General features: G+C 41.6%; 28 protein-coding genes and 1 pseudogene. 26 read left to right on the plus strand and 3 right to left on the minus strand.

The window, feature by feature from the left end; all coding sequences use genetic code 11:
* Window positions 1–30: 30 nt before the first annotated feature.
* The 4 genes and pseudogenes from HMPREF3093_RS05940 to HMPREF3093_RS05955 form a co-directional block, all read left to right on the plus strand.
* Window positions 31–426: a phage holin family protein gene (locus HMPREF3093_RS05940; protein WP_373880579.1), complete on the plus strand. Its 396-nt coding sequence runs from the start codon at window positions 31–33 to the stop codon at window positions 424–426.
* A 2-nt stretch (window positions 427–428) separates the two neighbouring features.
* Window positions 429–1,559: a CHAP domain-containing protein gene (locus HMPREF3093_RS09820; protein ID WP_070756128.1), complete on the plus strand. Its 1,131-nt coding sequence runs from the start codon at window positions 429–431 to the stop codon at window positions 1,557–1,559.
* 47 nt (window positions 1,560–1,606) lie between these two features.
* Window positions 1,607–1,807: a hypothetical protein gene (locus HMPREF3093_RS05950; protein ID WP_070756129.1), complete on the plus strand. Its 201-nt coding sequence runs from the start codon at window positions 1,607–1,609 to the stop codon at window positions 1,805–1,807.
* Window positions 1,808–1,831: 24 nt separating this feature from the next.
* A pseudogene (locus HMPREF3093_RS05955) lies at window positions 1,832–2,350 on the plus strand (recombinase family protein); the annotation flags it as partial.
* Window positions 2,351–2,486: 136 nt separating this feature from the next.
* Here HMPREF3093_RS05955 and HMPREF3093_RS05960 read toward each other — a convergent pair.
* Complete coding sequence (locus HMPREF3093_RS05960; RefSeq protein ID WP_070756131.1) at window positions 2,487–3,449, minus strand: helix-turn-helix domain-containing protein; 963 nt, start codon at window positions 3,447–3,449, stop codon at window positions 2,487–2,489.
* A gap of 229 nt (window positions 3,450–3,678) precedes the next feature.
* On the opposite strand from HMPREF3093_RS05960, the gene HMPREF3093_RS05965 reads away from it, so the two are divergent.
* From HMPREF3093_RS05965 to HMPREF3093_RS06045, 17 genes are all read left to right on the plus strand, one after another.
* A complete protein-coding gene (locus HMPREF3093_RS05965; RefSeq protein WP_070756132.1) occupies window positions 3,679–5,436 on the plus strand; it encodes an ABC transporter ATP-binding protein in 1,758 nt (585 codons plus the stop codon).
* Window positions 5,437–5,454: 18 nt separating this feature from the next.
* The gene (locus tag HMPREF3093_RS05970; protein WP_257244542.1) at window positions 5,455–7,164 is read left to right on the plus strand and encodes an ABC transporter ATP-binding protein; all 1,710 of its coding nucleotides are present in this window, start codon (window positions 5,455–5,457) and stop codon (window positions 7,162–7,164) included.
* A gap of 21 nt (window positions 7,165–7,185) precedes the next feature.
* Entirely contained in the window at window positions 7,186–7,773 is a 588-nt protein-coding gene (locus HMPREF3093_RS05975; RefSeq protein WP_070756134.1) for an MptD family putative ECF transporter S component, read from the plus strand.
* A complete protein-coding gene (locus HMPREF3093_RS05980) occupies window positions 7,770–8,459 on the plus strand; it encodes an energy-coupling factor transporter transmembrane component T (RefSeq protein ID WP_218970167.1) in 690 nt (229 codons plus the stop codon). The genes HMPREF3093_RS05975 and HMPREF3093_RS05980 overlap by 4 nt, the downstream gene beginning before the upstream one ends.
* Entirely contained in the window at window positions 8,453–9,823 is a 1,371-nt protein-coding gene (locus HMPREF3093_RS05985; RefSeq protein WP_070756136.1) for an ABC transporter ATP-binding protein, read from the plus strand. Before HMPREF3093_RS05980 ends, HMPREF3093_RS05985 begins: the two co-directional genes overlap by 7 nt.
* A gap of 343 nt (window positions 9,824–10,166) precedes the next feature.
* Complete coding sequence (locus tag HMPREF3093_RS05990; RefSeq protein WP_070756137.1) at window positions 10,167–11,060, plus strand: ATP-binding cassette domain-containing protein; 894 nt, start codon at window positions 10,167–10,169, stop codon at window positions 11,058–11,060.
* 146 nt (window positions 11,061–11,206) lie between these two features.
* Window positions 11,207–11,650, plus strand: a complete 444-nt coding sequence (locus HMPREF3093_RS05995; RefSeq protein WP_070756138.1) for an HIT family protein — start codon at window positions 11,207–11,209, stop codon at window positions 11,648–11,650.
* Window positions 11,650–12,000 (plus strand): YtxH domain-containing protein, encoded by a 351-nt coding sequence (locus HMPREF3093_RS06000; RefSeq protein ID WP_070756139.1) that lies wholly within the window; start codon window positions 11,650–11,652, stop codon window positions 11,998–12,000. The genes HMPREF3093_RS05995 and HMPREF3093_RS06000 overlap by 1 nt, the downstream gene beginning before the upstream one ends.
* Window positions 12,001–12,100: 100 nt before the next feature.
* Window positions 12,101–13,075, plus strand: a complete 975-nt coding sequence (locus HMPREF3093_RS06005; protein WP_070756140.1) for a peptidylprolyl isomerase — start codon at window positions 12,101–12,103, stop codon at window positions 13,073–13,075.
* 83 nt (window positions 13,076–13,158) lie between these two features.
* Window positions 13,159–13,704, plus strand: a complete 546-nt coding sequence (locus HMPREF3093_RS06010) for a Gx transporter family protein (RefSeq protein WP_070756141.1) — start codon at window positions 13,159–13,161, stop codon at window positions 13,702–13,704.
* A gap of 218 nt (window positions 13,705–13,922) precedes the next feature.
* Window positions 13,923–14,981 (plus strand): competence type IV pilus ATPase ComGA, encoded by a 1,059-nt coding sequence (gene comGA / locus HMPREF3093_RS06015; protein ID WP_070756142.1) that lies wholly within the window; start codon window positions 13,923–13,925, stop codon window positions 14,979–14,981.
* The gene (gene comGB, locus HMPREF3093_RS06020; protein WP_180363279.1) at window positions 14,968–16,014 is read left to right on the plus strand and encodes a competence type IV pilus assembly protein ComGB; all 1,047 of its coding nucleotides are present in this window, start codon (window positions 14,968–14,970) and stop codon (window positions 16,012–16,014) included. The genes comGA and comGB overlap by 14 nt, the downstream gene beginning before the upstream one ends.
* Window positions 16,015–16,044: 30 nt before the next feature.
* On the plus strand, window positions 16,045–16,383 hold the full coding sequence (comGC, locus tag HMPREF3093_RS06025; protein ID WP_023391873.1) for a competence type IV pilus major pilin ComGC: 339 nt from the start codon (window positions 16,045–16,047) through the stop codon (window positions 16,381–16,383).
* A complete protein-coding gene (gene comGD, locus HMPREF3093_RS06030; protein WP_070756144.1) occupies window positions 16,380–16,826 on the plus strand; it encodes a competence type IV pilus minor pilin ComGD in 447 nt (148 codons plus the stop codon). Before comGC ends, comGD begins: the two co-directional genes overlap by 4 nt.
* Window positions 16,813–17,145: a hypothetical protein gene (locus HMPREF3093_RS06035; RefSeq protein WP_070756145.1), complete on the plus strand. Its 333-nt coding sequence runs from the start codon at window positions 16,813–16,815 to the stop codon at window positions 17,143–17,145. Before comGD ends, HMPREF3093_RS06035 begins: the two co-directional genes overlap by 14 nt.
* Complete coding sequence (comGF, locus tag HMPREF3093_RS06040) at window positions 17,126–17,572, plus strand: competence type IV pilus minor pilin ComGF (RefSeq protein ID WP_070756146.1); 447 nt, start codon at window positions 17,126–17,128, stop codon at window positions 17,570–17,572. Before HMPREF3093_RS06035 ends, comGF begins: the two co-directional genes overlap by 20 nt.
* A complete protein-coding gene (locus tag HMPREF3093_RS06045) occupies window positions 17,556–18,293 on the plus strand; it encodes a hypothetical protein (protein WP_180363280.1) in 738 nt (245 codons plus the stop codon). The genes comGF and HMPREF3093_RS06045 overlap by 17 nt, the downstream gene beginning before the upstream one ends.
* A gap of 269 nt (window positions 18,294–18,562) precedes the next feature.
* On the opposite strand, the gene HMPREF3093_RS06050 is transcribed toward HMPREF3093_RS06045, so the two are convergent.
* Together HMPREF3093_RS06050 and HMPREF3093_RS06055 are read right to left on the minus strand one after the other, a co-directional pair.
* Window positions 18,563–18,943, minus strand: a complete 381-nt coding sequence (locus tag HMPREF3093_RS06050) for a lactoylglutathione lyase (RefSeq protein ID WP_070756148.1) — start codon at window positions 18,941–18,943, stop codon at window positions 18,563–18,565.
* A gap of 31 nt (window positions 18,944–18,974) precedes the next feature.
* Entirely contained in the window at window positions 18,975–19,382 is a 408-nt protein-coding gene (locus HMPREF3093_RS06055; RefSeq protein WP_023391879.1) for a cytidine deaminase, read from the minus strand.
* A 282-nt stretch (window positions 19,383–19,664) separates the two neighbouring features.
* On the opposite strand from HMPREF3093_RS06055, the gene HMPREF3093_RS06060 reads away from it, so the two are divergent.
* The 5 genes from HMPREF3093_RS06060 to HMPREF3093_RS06080 are packed head-to-tail and all read left to right on the plus strand — an operon-like array spanning window position 19,665 to window position 23,944.
* Window positions 19,665–21,251: a BglG family transcription antiterminator gene (locus tag HMPREF3093_RS06060; RefSeq protein ID WP_180363281.1), complete on the plus strand. Its 1,587-nt coding sequence runs from the start codon at window positions 19,665–19,667 to the stop codon at window positions 21,249–21,251.
* The gene (locus HMPREF3093_RS06065) at window positions 21,235–21,672 is read left to right on the plus strand and encodes a PTS sugar transporter subunit IIA (protein WP_070756150.1); all 438 of its coding nucleotides are present in this window, start codon (window positions 21,235–21,237) and stop codon (window positions 21,670–21,672) included. Before HMPREF3093_RS06060 ends, HMPREF3093_RS06065 begins: the two co-directional genes overlap by 17 nt.
* Window positions 21,669–21,950, plus strand: coding sequence for a PTS sugar transporter subunit IIB (locus HMPREF3093_RS06070; protein ID WP_070756151.1), 282 nt, complete (start codon window positions 21,669–21,671; stop codon window positions 21,948–21,950). Before HMPREF3093_RS06065 ends, HMPREF3093_RS06070 begins: the two co-directional genes overlap by 4 nt.
* Window positions 21,951–21,952: 2 nt before the next feature.
* Window positions 21,953–23,203, plus strand: coding sequence for a PTS ascorbate transporter subunit IIC (locus HMPREF3093_RS06075; protein ID WP_070756152.1), 1,251 nt, complete (start codon window positions 21,953–21,955; stop codon window positions 23,201–23,203).
* 3 nt (window positions 23,204–23,206) lie between these two features.
* Window positions 23,207–23,944: an SIS domain-containing protein gene (locus tag HMPREF3093_RS06080; protein WP_070756153.1), complete on the plus strand. Its 738-nt coding sequence runs from the start codon at window positions 23,207–23,209 to the stop codon at window positions 23,942–23,944.
* Window positions 23,945–24,203 lie beyond the last annotated feature (259 nt).

Raw genomic sequence — 24,203 nt, forward strand, 5'->3', positions numbered from 1 at the left:
GACCGAGGAAGCCAACAGGTAACTATTCAGGTGGCCGCTGTCGATAGCCGTGGGCGTCAATCTGAATGGGTTGAGCGTACAATCGATGTAATGTACTATCAATCACCATCAATCGGAGCCATGATCCTGGACTTTGCCAGTGGCACATTGGCCGCATGGGTCAATCCAGATATCGAATTCAAATCAAAAATGGGCATTAACGGCATTATTCGCAAGATTGCGAGCATTGTCCTGTTGGTGTTCTTTATCCCTGTATCGGCCTTAATTCCGGCTGAAATTGGGGCGGCAACACTTTATACACTATACCTTGGGTATCTAGGGATGGAAGTCCGTTCTGTATTCGAGAATTACAAGAAATTCGGCTTCGAGACCGGTCCATTGCAAACCATTGTAAACCAACTGTTGGGTAAAAAAGGGGACGAGTAAAGATGTTACGATATGGTGATTATACGTTAAGCGATGATTTCATTACGAAAATCACCGCGGTAGCTAGGCACTATGATTTAGTGCCTAGCTTCGTTATCTGTCAATTATGCCACGAGACAGCGTGGGGCCAACATCCTAACTCTATCTCAGCACGAGAGGACAATAACTGGGGTGGCATGACCTGGGGGTATGATGATCTTGACCCTAAGACTCGCAAGAGCGGTGTACAGGTTACACCAGGTCGCAAACGTCCAGCCGTAGAAGGTGGGTATTATATCCATTATGCCACTGTCGAGGATTTCCTTAAGGACTACGGTTATCTACTCCGCAACGGTGGCTTCTACAAGACATCTGGAGCTAAGACGCTATGGGACTACGCTCGTAGGCTGTTCCGTTTAGGTGGCGCACAGTACGACTACGCAGGTGACGGAAGCAACTCCGAAAAGGTCTTCAATTCTTATTACACTAGCATGAAAACTATCCATGACGCGCTAAATGCAGATGGCTCATTGGATAGAATCGACAAGGGGGAATCTAGTAATATGGCTGGACTACAATCATTATTTAGCATTGCTCGACAATATCTAAATGAGCAAATGTATGGTTCTGGACATCGCCGTATCGTAGACACTTACAACGGCCAGAATCCGTTACCGGTTGGCTACAAGCTCAAGATTGACGATGACTGGTGCGCGGCATTCGTGACTGCAATGTCTATCTTATCTGGAAACTACGCTCTGACCGGCGGTGAATGTGGCGTCGAGCGTTTTGTTCGGGATGTATTCCAAAAGAAAGGAATCTGGTTGGGTAAGGTACGCCCACAAGCAGGCGATATCATCATCTTCGACTGGGACGCTAACTACTGGGCTGACCATATCGGATATGTAGAAAGCGTATCGGGCGATACAGTCTACACAATAGAAGGTAACTCCGGTAGTCCTAGTGCTGTCCGCCGGCAATCCTACACTTGGAATATGTGGCAAATCAAAGGATACGATCGCCCTAAATGGGACGATGCGAGCCCTGCTCCGCTTTCAGTAGGTGGTAAATCAATAGACGCTATCGCTCAAGAAGTACTAACTGGCGCCCGGAGTTATAGAATTAAGAAGAACACTTCATCACAATTTGAGTGAAAGATGTTTTGCTTAATTCTTTGTTTATTGTTTGAAAGGAGTGTTTTATGATAAAAGGCTTGGAAAAACTAAATGACAGACAAAAAGAAATCCTATTCAAAACCAATGAACCACATAAAAATGCAGTCGGTAATGATTACAAAGATGGGATCAGCATTGTAGAGGTATGGTTGGAAAAAGGAGTTGTTTGCGCAAGGCTGAAAAATGGAGAATGGTATCACTATACCTATTCCTATACTTGGTATTAAGAATCCCGGCGAAAGGAGGGTATCGTGAGAAACTACGAGAAAATAACCGCCTTGTATGAAAGGTTAAGCCGAGATGATGAACTACAAGGCGAGAGCAATTCGATTGTCAATCAGAAAAAAATATTGGAAGAATACGCAAGCAAAAATAATTTGTCAAACATCATTCACTTTACAGATGACGGAATCAGCGGAACACAGTTTGACAGACCGGGATTTATGGCAATGATGAACGGAGTCAATCAAGGCAATATCGGTTGTATCATTGTAAAAGATATGAGTAGACTCGGCAGAGATTATCTAAAAGTCGGTCAATGTATGGAGATATTAAGACAAAAGGGCGTAAGACTAATTGCTATCAACGACAATGTAGACAGTTTTTACAGAGAAGATGATTTTACCCCTTTTAGAAATATTATGAATGAATGGTATGCAAGAGATACATCAAGAAAAATACAATCGACGTTCAAATCAAAAGGAGAAAGTGGAAAGCATACGGCAAGTTCTCCACCTTATGGCTATATCAAAGCGGAAAACAGAAAGAGTATGAGGATAAATATAAGGCAAGGAGAGAGCAGAAGAAAAGGGAGAAAATAAAGGTTTTGAAAAGGGTTGGGATACCTTTAAGTGAGTATAAAGAGTTAAATACAAAAGAAGCCCTCAATTAGGCTTCTTTATGTATTTAATCAGAAAGATTATTTTTCGCATATTTTTTTATGTCTTTGGGATAAAATCCCTTATATTTTTTGAAGCATGTACTAAATTTACTGTGAGAGGAATATCCTACAGCCTCTGCTATATCTTGAATTTTAAGGGTAGAGTTCAGTAGGAGTAATTCCGCCATATTCATTCGCCGTCTTTGAGTATATTCTGTAATTGTACATTGATATTTTTGCTTGAATAATTTTTTTAGTTTTGTGCCGCTCATAGTGGATATTTTTTCTAAAGTATCCTGTGAGATAGATGTTGCATAATGATCGTCTATATAATTGGCGACATTTTTCAAAGCCTCATCATCGGCAATAGATAGTGGATTGCTGTACTTATTTAAAAAAGAGTCTATTGTAATACTTAACCATTCCTTTGCCTTTGACTCAAAAAAGATTTCAGCAGCAGGAGATGCCATCTTGCAATTAAGGATATCTTTTGCGATTCTTTCTAAAGGCTTGTTTATTATAGTGCTGGTATTAAAAAATAAATCTTCATAGTTACAGACTTTATTCTTATAAGAGGACAGGCATTCCTCTATCATGGACTGATTAAAATTTATACCGATTCCTAAATAAGGAGAGTTTTTGTGAAGTATAAACCTATAGTCTTTAGAATTTTTTGTATTTATAATATAAAGTGAATTTGAAGAAAGATTTTGATAAGGATTAAAACATTCACCGTTTGCTGTAACTAAATAAGATGAATAAAGGGAATAGAAATTATCCAAACCAGAAAAACCTGTATGGATAATTTCTTTTTTTATGAAAGCATCATGAATATCAATAGTGAAATTATCGCCCTCGTAAAACCAATATATGCCTTCTGCATTATCCGTGCTAAAACGGAATTCATGTCCTACAGTGGAGTATTTTGTATTATCGATAGATTCATCTGTAGAAAAAAAGTTTTTAACAAAGTTATAAAAACCACTCATATTATACCTCCGTGCTTTATATTTTATCCCGAATAGACATTATCCCGAATAGACTTAGTTAGCCATATCTAATTGATTTAAATCCTCATTTATTATATAATAAATAACAGATAAAAACAAGAAAAAAACTATGCGTATTGCAAAAGAGTTTGAAAACAAGCCTCTAAAATCAGTCTGAAAAGGCTATTTATAGGGTTTGCTAATTTTAAGAAAAAGGAGGAGTTGTTCAGTGAAGAATAAGAAGAAATCAATACTGAAAAGACTAATGCCTTACGGTGGTAAAAAGAGTTTTTTACTCTATATTGCTATGGTTATGTCTGCTGTATCAGGTGTCATGGTTTTGATGCCTATGGTATATATTCATAGAATTGTAAATAACTTAATTTTAAATGGGATGGTGAATTTTGATTATGTAAAGGAAAATTCAATTTATGCAGCAGTCTTTGCCGGTCTGGGGCTATTCATATACCTAATAGGTTTAATTTTATCCCATATTTTTGCATTTGAAGTGGAAGATAACATTATTAAGACTTCCGTAACAAAACTAATAAACAAACCGCTTGGGTATTTCGATGACAAAGAAAGCGGAAGGATAAGAAATGTAATTGTGTCCGGAGCGTCTGAAACCCATTCTTTTTTAGCACATCAACTTCCTGATATGGCGATGACCATTATATCGCCAATCGTCCTGCTTGTATTTTTCTTCGTGTTTAACTGGAAGTTAGGACTTGCCAGTATGATACCGATGATTATCGGTATGACATTGATGTCATCTATGATGACAGCCGAAACAAAAAAAATGAAAGATGAGTATTATGCAGGACTTTCCAATTTATCTTCTCAGACAGTTGAATATGTTCGAGGAATTCCTGTTGTTAAAACATTTGCACAAAGTGTTGAGAGCTTTGATAAGTTATATTCGTTAATCATAAAAGTAAAAGACAATGTACTTAAGCTTACTATGAGTTATACGAATAAAATGTCGTGGTTTGAAACTGTTTCTACATCGACGGCATTTTTCTTGGTACCTGTGGCATTACTCTTAATAAAATTTAATGGAAACTTATCTAATGTAGTTGCAGATTCTGTTATTTACTTCCTAATAGGACCGGCATTTGCTACTTTTATTATGAGAACTGCGACGATTACACAATCCAGTTATTTTGCGGAACTTGCTTTAGATAAAATTGAAAATATACTTGAGTTTGATGATTTTGCTTATGGAAATAAAACAAGTTCTGATGTTGGGATAGAGTTTAAAAATGTAAGCTTTTCTTATGAAGATGAAAATGTATTAGACGATATTTCATTTAAGGTGAATAAAGGAGAACGAGTTGCTTTAGTCGGATCGTCAGGCAGTGGTAAAACTACTATAGCAAGGCTTGCTGCACGATTTTACGATATTAAAACAGGTGAAATTTATATTGGAGGAATTAATATAAAAGATTTTGAAAAAGAGGCTTTAATGAGAAAAATTGCTTTTGTTTTTCAAAACTCTAAACTATTTAAAATGAGTTTAAGAGATAATCTTTTAATCGGAAAGCCTGATGCAACTAATGAAGAAATTGACAATGCCTTAATCAATTCAGGGTCTAAAGATATTATTGAAAATTTAGATAAAGGACTTGATACTGTTTACGGAACTAAAGGCACATATTTTTCAGGAGGAGAAGCTCAAAGGATTTCTATAGCGAGAGCTTTTTTGAAAGATGCAGATATTATCATTTTAGATGAAGCTACAGCCTTTGCAGATCCTGAAAATGAACATTTGATTCAAGAGTCTTTTAAGAAGCTATCAAAAAGCAAGACAACATTGATGATTGCTCATAGATTATCTACAGTAATAGATGCGGACAAGATTCTCGTTATTGATAAAGGGAAAATTGTAGAAGAAGGCAAGCATGCAGATTTAATAGATATAAATGGGCATTATAAAAAGCTTTGGGATGAATATCAGAAATCCGTAAATTGGAAGATAGGAGGTTAAAATATGGTTTCTTATTTTATGAAACGCTATGCTATGTCGGAAAAAGGAGCGATTAACTTAAAAAAAGCCATCCTTTCTCACACTCTTGTTAATTTAACAAAATTATTTGCACCATTCATTGCTTTTGTGTTTCTATTCCAGTATATAGGCATTTTAACAGGCATTGAGAGCTACAATTTTACTTCTGTTCATTATATTGCACTAATTGTAGTAATGATGATTGTGATGTTCTTAGTAGCGAGGTGGGATTATGTAAGACTTTACACCAATGTGTACAACGAGAGTGCAAATTCAAGAATTGAGTTAGCGGAAAGGTTAAAGAAATTACCTCTTTCTTATTTTGGTAAAAGAGATTTGGCAGACCTTGCGGAAACCATGATGAATGACATGAACTTATATGAAACAATTTTCTCTCATGCTGTACCTCAGATATATTCAACGGCTATATCCACAAGTATTATTGCTTTAATGCTTATCTTCTATAATTGGAAACTTGCACTTGCAGCCCTTTGGGTAATTCCCATTTCTATTTTGATTATATTTTTATCAAAGAAAAGTCAGAAAAAAATAGTACAGGGCTGGATAGATGATAATCGTAAGGTTTTCGATAATCTACAGGAAAATATAGAGCAGATAGAGCAAATAAAATCTTACAACTTAGAAGATAGGGTGTTAAATGATTTTTTTGAAAAATTAAATGCATCCACAAAACAGAAAACGAAAGGTGAAGTTGTTGCCGGAACACTTACAGGAATAGCTGCTGCAATTTTAAAGCTTGGAATTATAAGTGTTGCCGTTATCGGCGTCAACATGCTTATGGCAGGGGAGGTAAGTGTGCTGGTTTATATCGCATTTTTAATGCTTACAGCAAGTATTTATCTTACTATAGAAGGAATAATCACCTTTATGTCAATGATAGTTATTCTTGATGCGGTTGTAGGGAGAATAAAGGAAATAAAGACCATGCCTGTTCAAGAAGGCAAAAAAGATATTGAAATTAAAAATTACGATATTGAGTTCAAGGATGTTTATTTTGGATATGATGATTATTCTGTAATAAATTCTGTGAGCTTTACTGCAAAACAGGGTGAAATCACTGCGCTAATCGGTTCAAGCGGAAGCGGAAAAACAACTCTCACCAAGCTTGCTGCAAGATTTTGGGATATAGATAAAGGAAAGATTTTGATAGGGGGAGAGGACATCGGTAAAATTGATCCGGAAACACTCCTTAAAAACTTCTCTATCGTTTTCCAAGATGTTACTCTTTTTAATTCAAGCATAAAAGATAATATAAAAATCGGTAAAAAAGATGCTACAGATGAAGAGATTATAAGAGCGGCTAAAATAGCAAGATGTTATGAATTTATAGACAAAATGCCGGACGGAATAGATACAGTAATAGGTGAAAACGGACAAAGACTTTCAGGCGGAGAAAGACAAAGAATCTCAATAGCAAGGGCAATACTAAAAGACGCACCAATCATATTGCTTGATGAGGCTACAGCATCTCTGGATGTTGAAAATGAAAGTTTAATTCAAGAGGCTTTATCTGAACTTATAAAAGAAAAAACGGCAATTGTTATTGCTCATAGATTAAGAACAATAAGAAATGCAAACAAAATCGTTTTATTAAATGCCGGAAAAATAGAAGCGATAGGGACAGATGAAGAACTTTGTAAAAGCTCGGAATTTTATAAAGCAATGCTTAGAAAATCAAATATTCAGTGAAGACTTATTTAGGAGGAAAATATGAAAACGGAAAAATTAAGAATTAAAGATTTAGTTACGATAGGTGTATTTACAGTAATATATTTTGTACTTATGTTTGCTTCGGGAATGATTGGTATTGTACCGATTTTATACTTGGCATACCCTACACTGGCAGGCATTATAACAGGTATAGTTATAATGCTCTTTATGGCAAAAGTTCAAAAATCATGGGGATTATTTATACTTGGGTTGATTTGTAGTCTTGTAGCAATTGCAATGGGAAATACATATGTAATATTGATACATGCTGTAATCAGTATGGCAATTGCGGAACTTTTAAGAAAAAAAGGAGAATATAAATCATTTAAATTTAATATGCTCTCATTTGCCGTATTCAACACTTGGATTTGTGGTTTCCTTACGCAAGTTTTGTTGGCTAAAGACAAGGTTATTAAACTGGCTGAAACAGGCGGTATGGGTCACGATTATATAATGAAGCTCATAGCACTTTTGAATTATCGCAGTATGGTATTAGTATATATCGGTGCTGTTGTCGGCGGGATACTCGGCGCATATATCGGTAAAGTCTTTTTGAAAAAGCATTTCGAAAAAGCGGGTATTGTATAATGCTCGTTTCTTTAGACAATCCATATAATCCCAATCCAATTAGTAAAATTTTAGTAAGTTTTTTACTTGGGTTTGTTGTATTTTTTAAAGTAAATACCTATTTTGAATGGGGAATTGTGCTTCTTATTTCATTTCTTTTTTTAATGAATGGATTTAAGAAAGAAGCCTTAAAAAACATATCATTTTTTGGGGTTCTTTCTTTGATACCTAATCTTGATGTAATTAGAAATATGAATGCGATTTTAATGATGTTTTTTATGCTATTTGCTGTATGTAAGATGTTTTATCTTCCATTCAGTGCAGGTAGTTTTTTTGTAAAAACTTCCGATGTAGGAAGTGTAATATCCTCAATGGATAAAATGAATTTGCCTCGTACTGTTTCTATACCAATTGCTGTAATGTTTCGATTTTTTCCGTCATTTAGAGAAGAAAGCCGGAATATAAAACTTGCGATGAGGATAAGAGGTATTACATTTAAAAATCCAATTTCATACATCGAGTATGTAATTGTGCCTTTACTTGTTATATCTTCTAATGTTTCTGATGATATTGCAAAGGCAGCAGAAACAAAATGTATTGAAAATCCTGTTAAAAAAACAAGGTACATATCCGTCAAAACGAAAATAGTTGATTTTGTTTATGTGCTTTCAATACTGATTATGGTTATAGGAGGAGCTTTATGGTAGAAATTGAAAATTTATCTCTATCTTATGGAAATTCTCCTAAAGTGTTAAAAAACATTTCTTTAGATGTAAAAAAAGGCGAATGTGTATTATTTACCGGGAAAAGTGGTAGCGGAAAATCTTCAATTATAAATTCTATCAATGGGTTAGCTGTACGATATGATGGAGCTTCTATGGGTGGAACCATCAGGATTGATAATAAAGATATTAAAAACCTCGAATTATACGAAATATCGCTCTTAGTATCAAATGTATTTCAAAATCCAAAGACACATTTTTTCAATATAAATACTACTCTTGAATTACTTTTCTATTTGGAGAATATAGGACTTTCAAAAAAACAAATGGATGAAAGACTAAATGATATGTTGGATTTGTTTCCGATAGAACATCTTTTAAATAGAGATATTTTTAAGCTTTCGGGTGGAGAAAAGCAGATTTTATGTATTGCTGCAAGTTATATATCTGGAACGGAAATCATTGTTTTAGATGAGCCTTCATCAAATCTTGATGAAGAAAACATTTTAATCATAAAAGAAATGCTTATAAAACTTAAAGATAAGGGGAAAACTCTTATAATCTCAGAACATAGAATATTTTATCTAATGGATATTGTAGATAGAGTTTTTTTGATTAAAGATGGGGAAATACAAAAGGAATATACTCAAATAGATTTTATGAAAATACCGTCTGAAAAGCTAAAGAAGTTAGGTTTAAGAAATAAGAATAGAGTAAAACTTACAGTACCCGAAAATCAAAATAAGGGAAATTTAGAAGTAAAAAACATTGAATTTAAGTTTAATGGCATAGATAAAAAATTGCATTTAAAAGACCTCTCTTTTGAAATGGGAAAAATTTACGGCATAGTAGGAACAAACGGACTTGGTAAATCCACTTTGCTCAGATGCCTTATAGGCTTAGAAAGAAAATCGAAGGATGAAATCTATTTGGACGGCAAAAGACTTTCAAAATCAGATAGGCTAAAAATATCATCCCTTGTAATGCAGGATGTTAATCATCAGCTTTTTACCGATTCTATTGCAAGTGAAGTAAGTCTTGGAATAAAAAATATTGAAAGTAGTTATGTTGAAAATATTCTGAAAAAACTTGATTTATATGAATCAAAAGATCGTCATCCAATGAGCTTGTCAGGTGGACAAAAGCAAAGGGTAGCAATTGCATCTGTACTATGTAAAAAATCTAAACTTATGTTTTTTGATGAGCCTACCAGTGGAATGGATTATTGCAATATGATGAACATATCCAATCTGGTCAACGAATGTAAAAGCGATAAGAAAATAATATTCATTGTTTCGCATGACCAAGAATTTTTAAATTCGATAGCTGACAATGTTATATATTTGTAAATATCCATAGAGATACTCATATTTGAAAAATCAAAATAAAGGAGATTTAAAGATGTAAGGAGATAAAAATATGAAATATCATGATATGATAATAGAAAATATAAGTGTATGTGAATTTCTTTTATCGTGTGAAAGTAAGATATTTTGTTTAGGAAAATTTTTATGCGTTATTAAATAATATAATAGAAAAAGAATACATTTCTAAAAGAGGACTTTTTACGCCAAAGTGTAGAAGTCCTCCTTTTTTATTCTCAAAAAGCAAAACAGAGAACTTAAAGAGGAACAAGAACGTAAAAGTAAGAAGCCTAGAAAGCTTAGCCCATCAGAATATCGAATCACAGGTATGAAAACAAAACTAGCAGTAAAAAATAAGAAAAGTCATAAGGCACGTTTACAATTAGTAGATAGATTGCAAGCAATGGATAAGCCAGAGCCTGTTACCGAGCAGTATGATGTCTCTTTCTTAACTTATTCGCAAAAGAATATCAATCGAACGCTTTATATCCCGCCAAAAAGATGTACCGTTCAAGGAAAAGTACTTTGGGATTTACCTGCGCTTACCTTGATGAGTGGGCAAAAACTTGCTATTACAGGGAATAACGGAACTGGGAAGACTAGCTATCTTAATTATGTTAATTCAATTATCCCTAGCCACTATCGAAAGGGCTACTTTCAACAGCAGAACTCAGATAGTCAAGATGATGATCTTACCCTCTACCAAATGGTTCGTGATGTGTCTTCATTAAGCCAGCATGAATTGCGAACTATGATGGCAGTGTTAAATTTTAAAACATATAATATTGAGACTAGGGTGAATCAGCTTAGTAGTGGAGAGAGAGCTAAGTGTCACTTACTCTGCTTACTGATTCAAGATTTAGATGTTCTACTTGTCGATGAAGCAACAAACTTTTTAGATATAAAGGCGCTTGAAGCATTAGAACACATACTTAAGAAGTTTCCAGGTATCCTACTCTTTGTAAGTCATGATACTACTTTTGTCTCATCCCTTGCGACTTCTGAGCTAAGTTTAGATCATCAGGTATTATCAAGTAGTCGGATCGATAGTTGTGAACACGATGCAAGAAATAAGAAAAGTGGTCGTAAAGATGAGCTGACAATACTAGAATTCAGAATTAGTTCGCTATTGAGTCAGTTATCAGTCAATCCAAATACAGAGTTAGAAGAAGAATATCAAAAGTTGTTAGCTGAAAGAAATAAGTTAAGTAAACTAAGATAGAGTAAACCGCCCTTATTAGGGCGGTTTTTAATATTCAGGATAGAAAGTCCACACACTGCTTTAACAGTCAATGCCAATCCTTTTCCATACACTTTCACCTACATTTATGGTAGACTAGCATCATAGAATGTGAGGAGGCGACTGCCATGACAGATTGTATTTTTTGCAAGATAATTGAAGGCCAGATTCCCAGTGCCAAGGTCTATGAAGATGAGGATGTCTACGCCTTTTTAGATATTACCCAGGTGACGCCGGGCCATACCCTGGTGATTCCTAAGACCCATGTGGCTAATATTTTTGAATATGATGAGGACCTGGTTGCTAAGGTCATGACTAAGTTGCCTAAGATTAGCCGGGCAGTGCGCCGTGCCTTTCCTGATATGCTGGGGCTTAATATCCTCAATAACAATGGTCAGGCGGCCGGCCAGACGGTTTTCCACTCCCATATTCACTTAATTCCCCGCTATCAAGGGGATGGCGATGGCTTTGGTTGGTCCTTCGCCGACAACAGCAAGTCTTACACATCAGAAGAATTTAGCGCTCGGGCGGCTGCTATTGCCAGCGCCTTAGCACAAGAGGAGGAAGCATAATGGGTAAATTTACACGCGGGTTCGTCTTAGGCGCCTTGGCGGCTGGGGCTTGGACGCTATTTAATGTCAAACAAGATGGGGCGACTACTCGTCGCCAGCTTAAGTCTTATGTCAATGATTTCTGTCAGGATAGCCAACAATTGGGGCAAGATACTTGCCGTATTCGCCGGGCCTTGCACGACGTAACTGACAAGGGCTTGCCGCTTTTACAGTCAACGGTAGGGGAAGTGCAGACGCTCTTCCGTCGTTTTCAGGAAGCCAATGGGCCCCGCATCCGTCGCACCCAGGAGAAAGTTGAAAAACTCAACTCAGATTTAGAATTGGCCCAGGAAAATGTGAATAAATCGTAACCTTTTCGTGGATTTTCGACTTCTTCATACTCATTTCACAGCAAATGTGTTATAGTAGTACAGTAATCAAAAAATTAATGTTATATAAGGGATTGATTGAATGAAAAGAACAACACTTAACCGTATGATGGCTTTTGCCTCTGTCTTAGTTTTATCAGGTGCAGTTGCCAATACTGCCAGCGTGGTTTACGCGCAAGACAACGTTGCCACTGTAGGTGACCAAACCATCACCAAGGAAGATCTCTACAACCAAATGAAAAAAGACGCTGGTTTAGTAACCTTGCGTTCTATGATCTTGCAAAAGGTATTGGAAATGAACGCGCCTAACGCTGCAGACATCAAGAAGCAAGCAGAAGAAGAAGTCGCTAAGCAAATCGAAAAAGTAGGTGGCGAAGAGAAGTTCCAAGAACTCTTAACCTACCAAAAATTAGGTTCAGTTGAAGACTTCAAGAACCAAATCTACATCCGTAACCTCTTCAACGAAGTGGTTTCTAAGCAAATCGACCAATCCGATGCAGCCATCGAAGACTACTACAACAACACTTACCAACCTAAGATGGAAGCTCAACACATCTTGGTTGACACTGAAGAAGAAGCAAAAGACATCATCTCTAAATTAGATGCTGGCGAAAACTTCGATGAATTAGCTAAGACCTACTCTAAAGACGGGTCTGCCCAACAAGGGGGTCTCTTATCACCCTTTACTTCAGGTCAAATGGTCAAGGAATTTGAAGATGGGGTTAAGGGTCAAGCTAATGGCGAATACACCAAGACACCTGTTAAAAGTAAGTTCGGTTACCACATCATCAAGACCATCAACAATGGTGAGAAGAAGCCATTGGCAGATATCAAAGACGATGTGAAAAAAGAATACTTAGACAGCAAGATTAAAGACCAAAAATTCTCTTACAAGATTATTGGTAAATTAATCGAAGCGGCTAAGGTTCAAATTGACGATGCTGACTTGAAGGATGCAGTCAAAGAGTTAGTAGACTTAGCTAACAAACCAGATGATGTATCATCAAGCAGTTCAGAAGCTTCAAGCGAATCTTCCAGCGAGTCTTCAAGCAACTAATTGGCTTTAATTGACTTTTGCGCCTTAGGCTGACTAGGGCGCAATTTTTCTATTTTAATCTCGGCTCAGAAAGGAGGGTGCCCATGCAGCGCCATGGCCATCGAATGTTGGTTTATCTCTCGCTTCTGGTCGCCCAAGGGGTGGTCATTAGCATATTTGAACGTATGTTGCCGTCGCCTTTTGTCTTTGCGCCGGGGGCCAAACTAGGTTTGGCTAATATTGTGACGCTCTTGGCACTTTTCACCTTGACGCCGCGCCAGAGTTTTCAGGTGGTTAGCCTGCGTTTACTGGTCACTCTCCTGGTAGGGGGGACCTTCTCCATGTTCTTCTATTCCTTGGTGGGTTCCTACCTGTCCTTCGGGGCCATGCTCTTAGTCAAGCAGCTGGGGCCTAAGAGGGTTTCGGTCGTTGGACTCTCCATACTGGGAGGCATGCTCTTCAATGTGGGCCAGTTGTCAGTAGCCGCCTGGTTCGCCCGCTCTTGGACCCTCTTCAACTATCTGCCCTGGCTCAGCCTAGGGGGCTGCCTGGCCGGGCTAGCGGTCGGGGTCTTGGGCTACTATCTCTTGGAAAACAACCACACCTTACAATACTACCAGCAGGTCAGCCAGAAGGAGACCTGGTTTTAGCAGGATGGGACTTAGGTCCCGTCCTTTTTTGTTGCTTATATAATATTTGTATATTAGTTAAATAGGAAAAATTAAGTATTCTCTGATTTTGGATTCAAGGAATTCCGCTAAAAATCAGCTGTTCCATCCTCATATTGCCAAACAATATCCCGAATCCCCTGAATTTTTTCGGATAAAAGGGCCCCTTTTTGGGTATTTATAAGTGAGGGGGAAATTCTATGTCCTTAGCAATTGAAGAACAAGCCCATGATCTCATTGTTAAAGCTGTCTCCCAAGGTGTATCCGACATCCACCTGATGCCCAAGCCTGACCACTATGTCCTTTACTTTCGTCTCAATGGCCTCTTGCATGAAGAGGGCCGTCAGGACCTGGACTGGGGCAAGCGGCTCATCAATTACTTCAAGTATCGGGCGGATATGGACGTAGGAGAGAAGCGCAAGCCCCAGTCGGGCGCAAGCCATCTAGAACTAGATGGACAGGCTGTGGAATTGCGTTTTTCGACCATTGGGGATGTCCACCTGCGAGAGTCTCTGGTCATTCGGGTCATACAGTCGCAAGCGCGTCAAGGCGGGCCCTTGCTGACTTATTTTCCCAAGGACCTGGACATTCTGCGGCGCTTAATCCGACGCAAGTCGGGCCTCATCCTCTTCTCGGGGCCAGTCGGTTCGGGCAAGACCACCACCATCTATCACCTGCTTAGAGAGCGACTGCAAGAGGAGTTCATTCAGGTGATTACCATGGAAGATCCGGTGGAAATCTTCGAGCCCCGTTTCCTACAGACCCAGATAAATGAAGCGGCTGGTATCTCTTATGATGTCATGATTAAGGCTAGTCTGCGTCATCATCCGGATGTCTTAATGATTGGCGAAATCCGGGACGAAGAGACGGCCCGCATGGTCATCCGGGGTGCCTTGACCGGGCACTTGATGATCGCGACCGTCCATGCCAAGGATAGCTTGGGCGTCATGGCGCGTTTGGCTGAGCTTAGTATTAGTCAGGCTCAGCTGACCCAGACCTTGATTGGCATTGTCAGTCAACGGCTGATTCCGCGCTACTGTAGCCTCTGCCAGACCAGTTGCCAGCTAGCCTGTCAACATCACCCGGTTGGGGCTAAGCGCTTGGCCTTGCTAGAGATTCTGTCAGGACAGGCCTTGCGCCAACATCTGACCCAGGAGCTAGCAGAGCCTGCCTATCAGACCCTAAACGACAAGCTGAGAAAGGCGTGGTCCTATGGCTTCATCGATGGGAAGGCCTACCTGCAATTTGAAGTGGTTTGAGCGGCTCAACCAACCCAAGAAGCTGCCTCTGGTCCAACAAGCCTATGTCTTGTCGGTCCTGGCGGATTTGTTGGGCCAGGGCTTTGCCTTAAGTACGGCCCTGCAATTTCTGGCCCTCTTAATGCCTAAGTATCAGGCCTTGCTTCTGAAGGTTGATGCGGCATTAGTAGAAGGGCAGAGCCTAGAAAAATCCCTGGCCCAATTAGGCTTTGGGACTAAAATCGTGGCTCAACTCTTCTATGCCAGTCGCCAGAATCGCTTGCAGCAAGCCTTAGTTCAAGCAGCTCAGCGCCTGCATCAGGCCCGGCTCTTCCGTAAGGAAATGGCCAAGCAATTAGCCTATCCGGGCATGATGGGACTCTGTCTAGTGGGCATGCTTTTCGGCATGCGGACCTTTATCTTGCCCCAGGTCACCAGCTTTATTAGCCAGGAGGTATATGAGCGGGAATGGCTAGTCCGCTTCTTAATTGGCTTTTTCACCTATTTGCCCCAACTGTCCTTGGTCTTACTGGCAGTGGGCTTACTAGGTCTGGGGGTAGGGGGACTGCTTCTGCAAAAAGCCACTTACCTCAAGCGCTATGCCTGGCTGAGGCCCATGCCGCTTCTAGGCAAGTGGCTGTCCTGGCAGCTGACCCAGCAGGTAGCTTACGAGTTGGGCTACTTTCTGGCAGGTGGTCTATCCCTCCAACAAATGTTGCAGGTCTGGATGGACTATCCAGTCGATCCTTTCCTGGCTGAACTAGCCCATTATCTGATGGCCGGCTGTCTGGAGGGCAGGCCCCTAACCCAGCAGATGAGCCAGCTAGGTCTCTTCACCCGCCAATTCCCTCTCATTATTGAGCAGGGTGAATTGACTAGCCAGCTATCAGCCAAATGCCTGGTCTATGCGGCCAAGTTAGGTCGGGATTTGCAGGAAGACATGACCAAGAAAATCCACTTTATCCAGCCTATTCTCTTTATCTTTATCGGCTTGCTGGTGGTGGCTATGTACTTGGTCATGATGCTGCCTATGTTGACCATTCAGGGCTTGTAGTTTTGCGCAAGGACAAAAGGAGGTCATAACATGAAAGCAAGGGTGCTGAAGGGTCGGCGGAAGAATGCCTTCACGTTGATCGAAATGTTGATCGTCCTTATTATCGTAGCCCTTCTCATGGCCATTATTATTCCAAACGTGGCCGGTCAGAAGGAAAGAATTGAAAAGCAAGCGCGTCAGAATATGGCGCAAATCATTGAAACCCAAGTCAATACCTATAAATTGGCAGAAAATGATAGCGAGGTAACAGTCAAAGAACTGAAGACTGCTGGCTACTTGACTGATAAGCAGGTAGAGGAAGCCAAGAAGCTCTTGCAGTTGGATGAGAACACGACCATTACCCTGCCAATTAATATTCCTCAACCATGATGGCAAGTCGACCAGCTCGCCAGGCTGGCTTTAGCCTCTGGGAGTCGCTCTTGGTCATGGTCATTCTCAGCCTAGTCTTGTGGTGCTTTTCCAGTCTGCCCATGGGCAATTTTCTGGCAGAATGGCGCTGCCGTCTATTCTGCGACCAATTAGCCCAGGCCTTACTGGTCAGCCAGACTCAGGCCATTAGTCGCCACCAGACCTATCGGGTGGTCTTCGAGACGGGTGGCAATCAAGTGCTAATTGAGCCCTTGGGCCAGGCCCAGGCGCGACAAGTCTATGCCTTGCCCCAAGATTGGCAGTTGGTTACTTTCTTGCAATTTCATTATTTTGGTGATGGACGCACCGAGAAATTCAAGACCGTGACCTTGGTCAATCGGGTAACAGGCCAAAGGCACCATATTCGTTTTCAGTTGGGGAGTGGACGCTTTGAAATGGATTAGTGGTCACCGCCATCCTAAGGGGAGCAGGGGACATGTTGCCCTGGAAGCTTTGGTGGGCTTCCTCCTCTTGGGGGCCATGATGGCCCTCTACCTTCCAACCCTGCATCAGGCTTACCAGCGACTTGAGGACAGTCAAGTGGCTAGTCAGGAGTGGCGGCTCTTTGCCTTGATGGTGGAAGGTTGGATGCGACAAGACCAAGACTGGCTAAGCCAGGCCAGACAAGCCCATCCCCAAATTCTTGATTTTGCTTGTCAGGACAAGAACTGTTGGATTGAGTTTGAGCGGGGGAGTCATTACCATGTTCAAGCGACGGACTAAGCAAGGCTTTACCTTAGTGGAATGTCTCTTTAGCCTCTTAATTTTGGCCTTGCTTTTTGAGGCGGCCGTCCTGACCCTGCAGTCTTACCAGCGTTGGATTAAGGCAGCCGAGACCGACCATGGCTTAGAGTGGCAAAACTTCGTCATGGTCTTCGAGGCCGAGCTCAATCATTTTCAAGTCCAGCAAGTAGGGCTGGACTATCTGGACCTAGTAGACAGGCAAGATGACAAGAAGACTTATCGCATTGTCTTGAACAAGCAACGCCTCTATAAGCAAGCTGGCTACCAGCCCTATCTCTATCAAGTAGCGGAGTGGCGGCTGGCACAATTTGGAGAGAGTTTGCGAGTGGAGGTGAGCTTCACCAATGGACAAGTCTACCAAACTTACTTTTGGCTCAGACCAAGGCAAGATGAAAGTGGGCCCTAGGGGCTTTACCTTTCCCTTGGTGCTAGCCTTCATGCTGATTAGTCAGCTGACCTTAATGGGTGTCCTGTGGCTTTTGGCTGGCCACACGGCCCATTTACATGAAGTTAGTCGTTACTATCAGGCCAATATTCAATGGTCTATGGTCAAATCCCAACTTAGACGTGACAGAGAAGAGCAAGCCAAGGGCTTGCTGGTGCAAATCCAAGACCAGGTGCCCTTCCTCCTGGGACAGGTCTTGGGTCTAAGTGAGCCAGGTGCAATGCGGCAAATTGATGGAGCGCATTACCTGGTTGATTTGACACAAGGCCCCCACAAAGGGGAAAGAATCTTGGTCCGGGTACGGCTGGATCTATCACCCCAGTTAGCGGCCGGCTTAGATAAAAAAGCCTGGCAAGCCTTGGCGGTCTATGAGCCAGGTCCAATGGAGAGAGACTGGCAAAGTGACCTAGCAGCCTTAAAAGAAGTGGCGGCTCAGGCAGACCCAAGCTTAAGTCAGGACAATTTTATCAAGGCAGACTACCAAAGTAGGCAGGGCCACTGGGCGCCGCAGGAGATGGGAGGCCAAGAGTGGCAGTTTGCGGATGGTCAAATTGAGCTTGGGCCAGACGGCAAGACCTACCTCAATCGTGTGGGTGATGATTATGAACGACAGGAGACCTTTGACTCCTGTCAAGGAGACTATGTGTTGCTGTATGAGTTCCTTCACTATGAGCTAAAATAAAAAAAGACCGCAGTTTAGGCTAGGCCTAGACTGCGGTCTTTTGGGTGTCAGAACTAGCTTAGCTAGCCAAGGCCACTGTTCACAGCAGGGACCTTCCTATCCACCATCCGGGTGCGGCCTCTTAAGGAGACCTATGATAGGCTGACGATGGCAACCTACCAGGTTGCACATCGGCTCATCGAGCTCTAAGTATAACATAGGGGAGGGGCTAGCGCAAGGCCTGGATCCAAAGAAAAAGGCCGGGACAAGTCCTAGCCTCACTCACTCTATTAGTTGTTACGCATAACTTCCAAACGGTAGCCATCTGGGTCTGTCACGAAGAAGTAGCGTGGTGGTTTGCCAGGCAAGCCCTTCATTTCAGTTGTGGCATAGCCTGAAGCCAAGCAACGTTCATGAACAGCTTCCAAGTCATCAACGCCCAAGGCCAAGTGGCTGAAGCCATCGCCGACTGTATATGGACCGTGATCGTAGTTATAGGTCAATTCCAATTCGAAGTCGCTGCCTGGAACCGTTAAGTAAACCAAGTCGAAGCCGTGATCAGGATAGCGGCTTTCGCGGCTCACGGTGAAGTCGAAGAGTTGAGTATAGAATTTAAGGGTTGCTTCCAAGTCTTGGACGCGGATGCAAGCATGGAGTAAAGTTTGTGCCATGGGATACCTCCTAAGTATTGATACTTATAGTTTACATTTTTAAGGACTCGAAAGCGAGTGGAACGATTTGGCTGACCGTGGTCTCGTAAATCTGGCCATCGCGACGAGTCAGATAGACGGGCACATCAGGCCGGCAGAATTCCACTAGGACCTGGCGGCAAATGCAGCAAGGCGGTAAGAAATCCTCTGTATCTCCGGCAACGGCGATAGCCTGGATGGATTTAGGACCATAACCTTGGGTGACAGCCGTGAAGATGGCAGTCCGCTCCGCGCAGTTAGTGGCGCCGAAGGAAACATTCTCGACATTGACCCCTTCAATAATTTGGCCATCATCCATTAAAAGGACCGCCCCCACCGGAAAATGAGAATAGGGCGCATAAGCCTTGGGCAGGAGTTGGCGAGCCCGTTCAATCAAGCTTTCTTTGCTATATGTTGCCATGTAAAGTCACCTACTTTTCTTGTGTCTTTCTATTTTACACTAAAAGGACAGAAAAGGAAACGTTTTTAGACAAGATAATAGGAGTTTTTCAAAGCCTATGGCTAGCTTGGGTTTGGTCTCTTACTATGTTATATTATATTTAGAGGTGTTCAGCTTTTTACTTACAAATGACTTCGCTTTTTTGGTATACCTAGTCGATAGAATTTCTGATACGCTATAAGTGTGAGGGTGAGATAAATGAACATGATAGCTAATGATAATAGGTTGCGGCGCCAGGAGATTATGTTACGTTTACTAGATTATGAGACCTTAAGCTACCAAAAACTTTCGGATCAATATTTTGTCTCGCGTAGCAGCTTGTCCAATGACTTCAACCTCATTAAACATTTTTTCCAAAAGGATGGCGCCAGTTTGTCCTTTAATAACTCAGGTACCTTCTTTAGTGGTAGCGAGATTCAAGCCCAGCAGATTTTGAAGCGGCTCATGATTAGTCAGCATCCGCCATTTTATTTGGAAGGTTTTGACAGCGCTTTATATAATCGGATTATCTTGTTACTACAGGAATACAGCGACTCTTTACAGCAGCCCATTCCAGGCGACAATATGGTCCAAATCAGCACGACCATTTGCCTCCTAATCGGTCGGGCTAAGGCAGGCCATCACATTCAATTGTTGGATACTAATTACTTGGAGCCTACACGTTATTACCCTCGTTTGTGGGATTTGATTAGCCGGCTAGAAGCAGTCTGCGACCTGGTTTTTAGTGCCAGCGAATTAGTTTATCTAGTGACCATTTTGTTAGGAAGTGGCTTTTCTCAAGAAGCGGGTCAGGTTCAAGAAAACTTAAAAGATCAGATTCGTGTGCTTATTCAAGATGTGTCACTCATTATCAATCTGGATTTGCAGGATGACCACAAGTTAATGGAAGACATCGCGATCCATATGAATCAGCTCTTCACTCGTCTTCAAGCTAAGATTAGCCTGGTCAATCCACTTCTAGCCGATATTAAAAGTAACTATCATGCTCTCTTTCAAGATGTCAAGTACCTCCTAACCAACGAGGGCAGTCGCTATGGCTTGCCAGCTACATGCCCACTTATATCGGATGACGAGATTGGCTTTCTAGTCTTGCATATCCAGGCGGCCATTGAGCGCAAATTTATCCAGAAAAAGGTGGTGATTGTCTCTCCTAATGGAATTGGTGTTAGCACCTATATTAATGCCAAGATACAAAGGTTCTTGCCAAACTTGCACGACATACAAATTGTGTCCTTGAAGCAACTGGAGAAATTAGAGGTAGAAGATATTTCCTTCATTATCTCGACGGTTCCTATTGAAGGCCTTAAGCGCCCAGTGATTACCATTAGCCCCTTATGTACGGAAGAAGACATGCGGCAAATTATGACGGCCTATGCCGAAGTAGTGGCCCGGCAGTCCACGCTTAACCAGTACCAAATGATGAATCATGGTAGGGGACTGATTAATGGCATCTATAAGGGGAATTTCAAGACGCAAGAAGAGGCGCTCAGCTTCTTGTTAGATCAGCAGAAGGACTTGAAGGAGGCCAAGAAGACGCAAGTGCTAGCCTCCATACTAGAAAGAGAAGCTCAACAATCCACCTATCTGGATAAGGGCATCGCGATCCCTCACGCTAATCCCCAATTAGTCGAGACTAGCAATATTTCGGTCTTACTCTTAGATAAGGCCATTGCCTGGGGTTACGACAAGGTGGATGTGATTGTCTTGCTTTTGGTAGCAAAAGAAGAAACCTCAAAGGTAGGGGATGTCATGTACTTTATTGTGGAAGGTGTCCGCAATAAACCTTGGTTACTAAAACAATTGGAGAACGACTATGGAATGTGTGAATGAACTACTAGAGAATGCCCAAGTGGTAGAGCGGGTAGAGGATTGGCAGTCAGCCCTTAGGTTGGCGGCACAGCCACTCCTGCTAAAGGGCAATATTAGCAAGGACTATGTGACCGCCATGATGGATTCAGTCATTCAAAACGGTCCTTATATGGTGATCGGAGATGAATTTGCCTTAATGCATGCAAGACCAGGGGAAGGGGTGAAGCAAATCGGAGTGTCCTTATTAATCGTTAAGCAAGCAGTCGATGTCTGTGGCAAGCCAGCTAAGGTCTTCTTAGTTCTAGCAGCCGTCGATAACACCAGTCATCTGGCTCTCTTGCAGGAACTCATGACCGTGTTCATGGATGAGGACAAATTCCAATTAATTAAGTCAGGGCAATTAGCACAAATCAAAGACAGCTTAAAGGAGGAAGTCAAATGAAAATTCTAGCAGTATGTGGATTTGGTGTCGGGAGCTCCTTGGTCTTAAGAATGACCGTCGAAAAAGTAGTCAAGGAACTGGGAATTGATGCGGAGGTCGAAAATACTGACTTATCAACAGCCAAAGCGACGCCAGCGGATGTCTACTTCACCAGTTTTGAATTACAACAAGAATTAGAAAAAACCATTAAAGCTCCTATCTATCCAATTAAGAAATACATGGATGTCAATGAAGTAAGGGAACAATTTAAACGCTACCTAGCATCTAAAGGAGAATAACCATGGATATTATTACGGATAACATATTACGAAATCCCCCTGTATTACTTGGCTTAATCGCCATGTTCGGGCTTTTGGTTCAACACAAGCCTATCTCTGATGTTATCAAGGGGAGTTTGACAGCTGCCTTCGGGATGGTTATCTTGTCGACAGGGGTCAACATGTTGTTGGGTTCTATTGCGCCAATCAATACGGCTGTTCAAACCAGCCTAGGAGTCAGTGTGTCAGAAGGCTTGTCTGATGCTTCATTTACGGCTGAGTATGGTGGGACCGTGGGTGTCACTATGTTCGTAGCGCTTGCGCTGCACCTTGCGATTGCCAGATTCACACCGATTAAGACCATTTTCTTAACAGGTAACATGCTCTGGTGGTTCCCATTCGTGATTGTGGCTGGTCTGGTGGAAGCCAAGGTATCGGGTACTATATTAATTATTGTGGGGGCCGTCTTATCTGCTCTCTACTGGTCATTGGGCCCATGGATTACACGTCGCTTTGTCTGGGATGCCACAGGGGATGATTCCTTCTTAATTGGTCACCCAACTGGTATTCTCTGTATCATAGCAGGGAGTGTAGCCCGTGTGGTAGGGGACAAGAAAAAATCAACCGAAGATCTTGATCTCCCTGCTGGGCTATCCTTCTTCCGCGAAATTTCCATCACCGGTGGCTTGGTCATGTTAGTCATGAACCTGATTGTAGGTTGCTTCATTCCAAGTCTAGTACCAGCTAAGAACAACCTCATTAGCTACTCCATTCAATCTTCCTTAGAATTTGCTGGTGGGCTTTTGGTCTTACTCTATGGGGTTCGCTTATTGATTAACCAAATCATGCCAGCCTTCCAAGGGATTGCTGAAAAAGTGGTACCTGGTGCCAAAATGGCTTTTGATGTGCCAATTTTATTCAACTATCGGCCAAATGCCGTTTTAATCGGTTTTATTATCGCCATGATTAGTTCTACTGCTATGATTCTGATTGTGAACGCGACCAATGTCTTCGGGGTCTTGTTAGTACCGCTAGTCATCACCAGCTTCTTTGAATGTGGTGGGGCGGCCGTCATTGCTGAAGGGCAGGGTGGTCTGCGTGGGGCCATCATAGGGACCGCAGTCGCTGCCGCGGTCATGGTTATCTTGGTAGCCATTTCTGGGACCATGATGTCTACCACCATTCAAAACTGGCTCTTCGTCTTTGGTGGGAACGACCTATCCGTTATGTCTATGATTGGTAAGTTACTGGGGATGCTCTTTGGAGGTGCTTAGAAAGTGTTTGCCTATTTCCAAAGAATTAGGGAGATTCTAAGCCAGGTTGAGGAGCTGGAGGCTACTAGTCTGGCCCAGGCGGTAGAGATTCTGTCGGATGCAATTAAGAAGAAGCAAGCAATCTTCATCTTTGGTGCCAGCCATGCCGGGATCTTGGCTGAGGAAATGTTCTACCGAGCAGGTGGCTTAGTATCTATCAACCCTATCTTTGGGAGGGAACTAATGCTAGATACGCGGCCCATTAGCGCCACTAGCCAGATGGAACGCCTAGTGGGCTATGGCCAGCTATTGGCCGAGAAAACCCCTTTTAAGGCTGGTGATGTTCTAATCGTCCATTCAGTCTCGGGACGAAATCCGGTTGCGGTGGACTTAGCCCTAGCTGCCAAAGAAAAGGGCGTTTATGTCATGGCATTGACCAATCTCACCTATTCTCGAGCAACTAAGAGTCGCCATCCCAGTGGCCATCGCTTATGTGAGGTAGCAGACTTAGTGCTAGATAATCACGGCCATATAGGTGATGGGGCTTGTCAGGTTCCGGGTATCGAGCAGCCGGTAGGACCTAGTTCAACGGTGATTGGCGCCTGCATTCTTAACCATCTAGTAGTAGAAGTGAGTCGGAACTTAGCCCAATCAGGATTGAGTCCTGTCCCTGTCTTTTACTCAGCTAATTTGGATGGCGGAGATGACAAGAACCGTCAGATTTATGAGAGCTACCGAGAGGCCATTCATTATGACTTGTAGGCCCAGATTTTAAGTAAGATATACCCTGACTTCTGCCTGAAAAGTCAGGGTATTTTGCTTGTTAAAGAGTTCTAAATTTTCTTCTTTAAAGTCAGATACTCTAGGGTATTTTTTCTTGTTTGGGTGTATAATAAGAATGAGTGCAGCTTAGCTTTTTCATAAAAAAGGCGAATGATTACACAAAAATGATGGTGGAACTTATGACTTTTTGTGGAAAAAGCTAGGGAAGTCTGATAAAATTGAGTAAATTTAGACTAGG

Origin of the sequence: Abiotrophia sp. HMSC24B09 (assembly GCF_001815865.1) — a bacterium.
Lineage (GTDB): Bacteria > Bacillota > Bacilli > Lactobacillales > Aerococcaceae > Abiotrophia.

What these genes read in the sequence shown, in the direction of transcription:
- HMPREF3093_RS05990 (WP_070756137.1), top strand. Translation starts at nt 10,167, where the DNA reads ATGAAAACAAAACTAGCAGTAAAAAATAAGAAAAGTCATAAGGCACGT.
- HMPREF3093_RS05970 (WP_257244542.1), top strand. Translation starts at nt 5,455, where the DNA reads ATGAAACGCTATGCTATGTCGGAAAAAGGAGCGATTAACTTAAAAAAA.
- HMPREF3093_RS06045 (WP_180363280.1), top strand. Translation starts at nt 17,556, where the DNA reads ATGAAAGTGGGCCCTAGGGGCTTTACCTTTCCCTTGGTGCTAGCCTTC.
- HMPREF3093_RS06060 (WP_180363281.1), top strand. Translation starts at nt 19,665, where the DNA reads ATGTTACGTTTACTAGATTATGAGACCTTAAGCTACCAAAAACTTTCG.
- HMPREF3093_RS05960 (WP_070756131.1), bottom strand. Translation starts at nt 3,449, where the DNA reads ATGAGTGGTTTTTATAACTTTGTTAAAAACTTTTTTTCTACAGATGAA.
- HMPREF3093_RS05975 (WP_070756134.1), top strand. Translation starts at nt 7,186, where the DNA reads ATGAAAACGGAAAAATTAAGAATTAAAGATTTAGTTACGATAGGTGTA.
- HMPREF3093_RS06005 (WP_070756140.1), top strand. Translation starts at nt 12,101, where the DNA reads ATGAAAAGAACAACACTTAACCGTATGATGGCTTTTGCCTCTGTCTTA.
- HMPREF3093_RS06000 (WP_070756139.1), top strand. Translation starts at nt 11,650, where the DNA reads ATGGGTAAATTTACACGCGGGTTCGTCTTAGGCGCCTTGGCGGCTGGG.
- HMPREF3093_RS06055 (WP_023391879.1), bottom strand. Translation starts at nt 19,382, where the DNA reads ATGGCAACATATAGCAAAGAAAGCTTGATTGAACGGGCTCGCCAACTC.
- comGD (WP_070756144.1), top strand. Translation starts at nt 16,380, where the DNA reads ATGATGGCAAGTCGACCAGCTCGCCAGGCTGGCTTTAGCCTCTGGGAG.
- comGA (WP_070756142.1), top strand. Translation starts at nt 13,923, where the DNA reads ATGTCCTTAGCAATTGAAGAACAAGCCCATGATCTCATTGTTAAAGCT.
- HMPREF3093_RS05950 (WP_070756129.1), top strand. Translation starts at nt 1,607, where the DNA reads ATGATAAAAGGCTTGGAAAAACTAAATGACAGACAAAAAGAAATCCTA.
- HMPREF3093_RS06050 (WP_070756148.1), bottom strand. Translation starts at nt 18,943, where the DNA reads ATGGCACAAACTTTACTCCATGCTTGCATCCGCGTCCAAGACTTGGAA.
- HMPREF3093_RS06010 (WP_070756141.1), top strand. Translation starts at nt 13,159, where the DNA reads ATGCAGCGCCATGGCCATCGAATGTTGGTTTATCTCTCGCTTCTGGTC.
- HMPREF3093_RS06070 (WP_070756151.1), top strand. Translation starts at nt 21,669, where the DNA reads ATGAAAATTCTAGCAGTATGTGGATTTGGTGTCGGGAGCTCCTTGGTC.
- HMPREF3093_RS05995 (WP_070756138.1), top strand. Translation starts at nt 11,207, where the DNA reads ATGACAGATTGTATTTTTTGCAAGATAATTGAAGGCCAGATTCCCAGT.
- HMPREF3093_RS06065 (WP_070756150.1), top strand. Translation starts at nt 21,235, where the DNA reads ATGGAATGTGTGAATGAACTACTAGAGAATGCCCAAGTGGTAGAGCGG.
- comGC (WP_023391873.1), top strand. Translation starts at nt 16,045, where the DNA reads ATGAAAGCAAGGGTGCTGAAGGGTCGGCGGAAGAATGCCTTCACGTTG.
- HMPREF3093_RS06075 (WP_070756152.1), top strand. Translation starts at nt 21,953, where the DNA reads ATGGATATTATTACGGATAACATATTACGAAATCCCCCTGTATTACTT.
- HMPREF3093_RS05985 (WP_070756136.1), top strand. Translation starts at nt 8,453, where the DNA reads ATGGTAGAAATTGAAAATTTATCTCTATCTTATGGAAATTCTCCTAAA.
- comGF (WP_070756146.1), top strand. Translation starts at nt 17,126, where the DNA reads ATGTTCAAGCGACGGACTAAGCAAGGCTTTACCTTAGTGGAATGTCTC.
- HMPREF3093_RS09820 (WP_070756128.1), top strand. Translation starts at nt 429, where the DNA reads ATGTTACGATATGGTGATTATACGTTAAGCGATGATTTCATTACGAAA.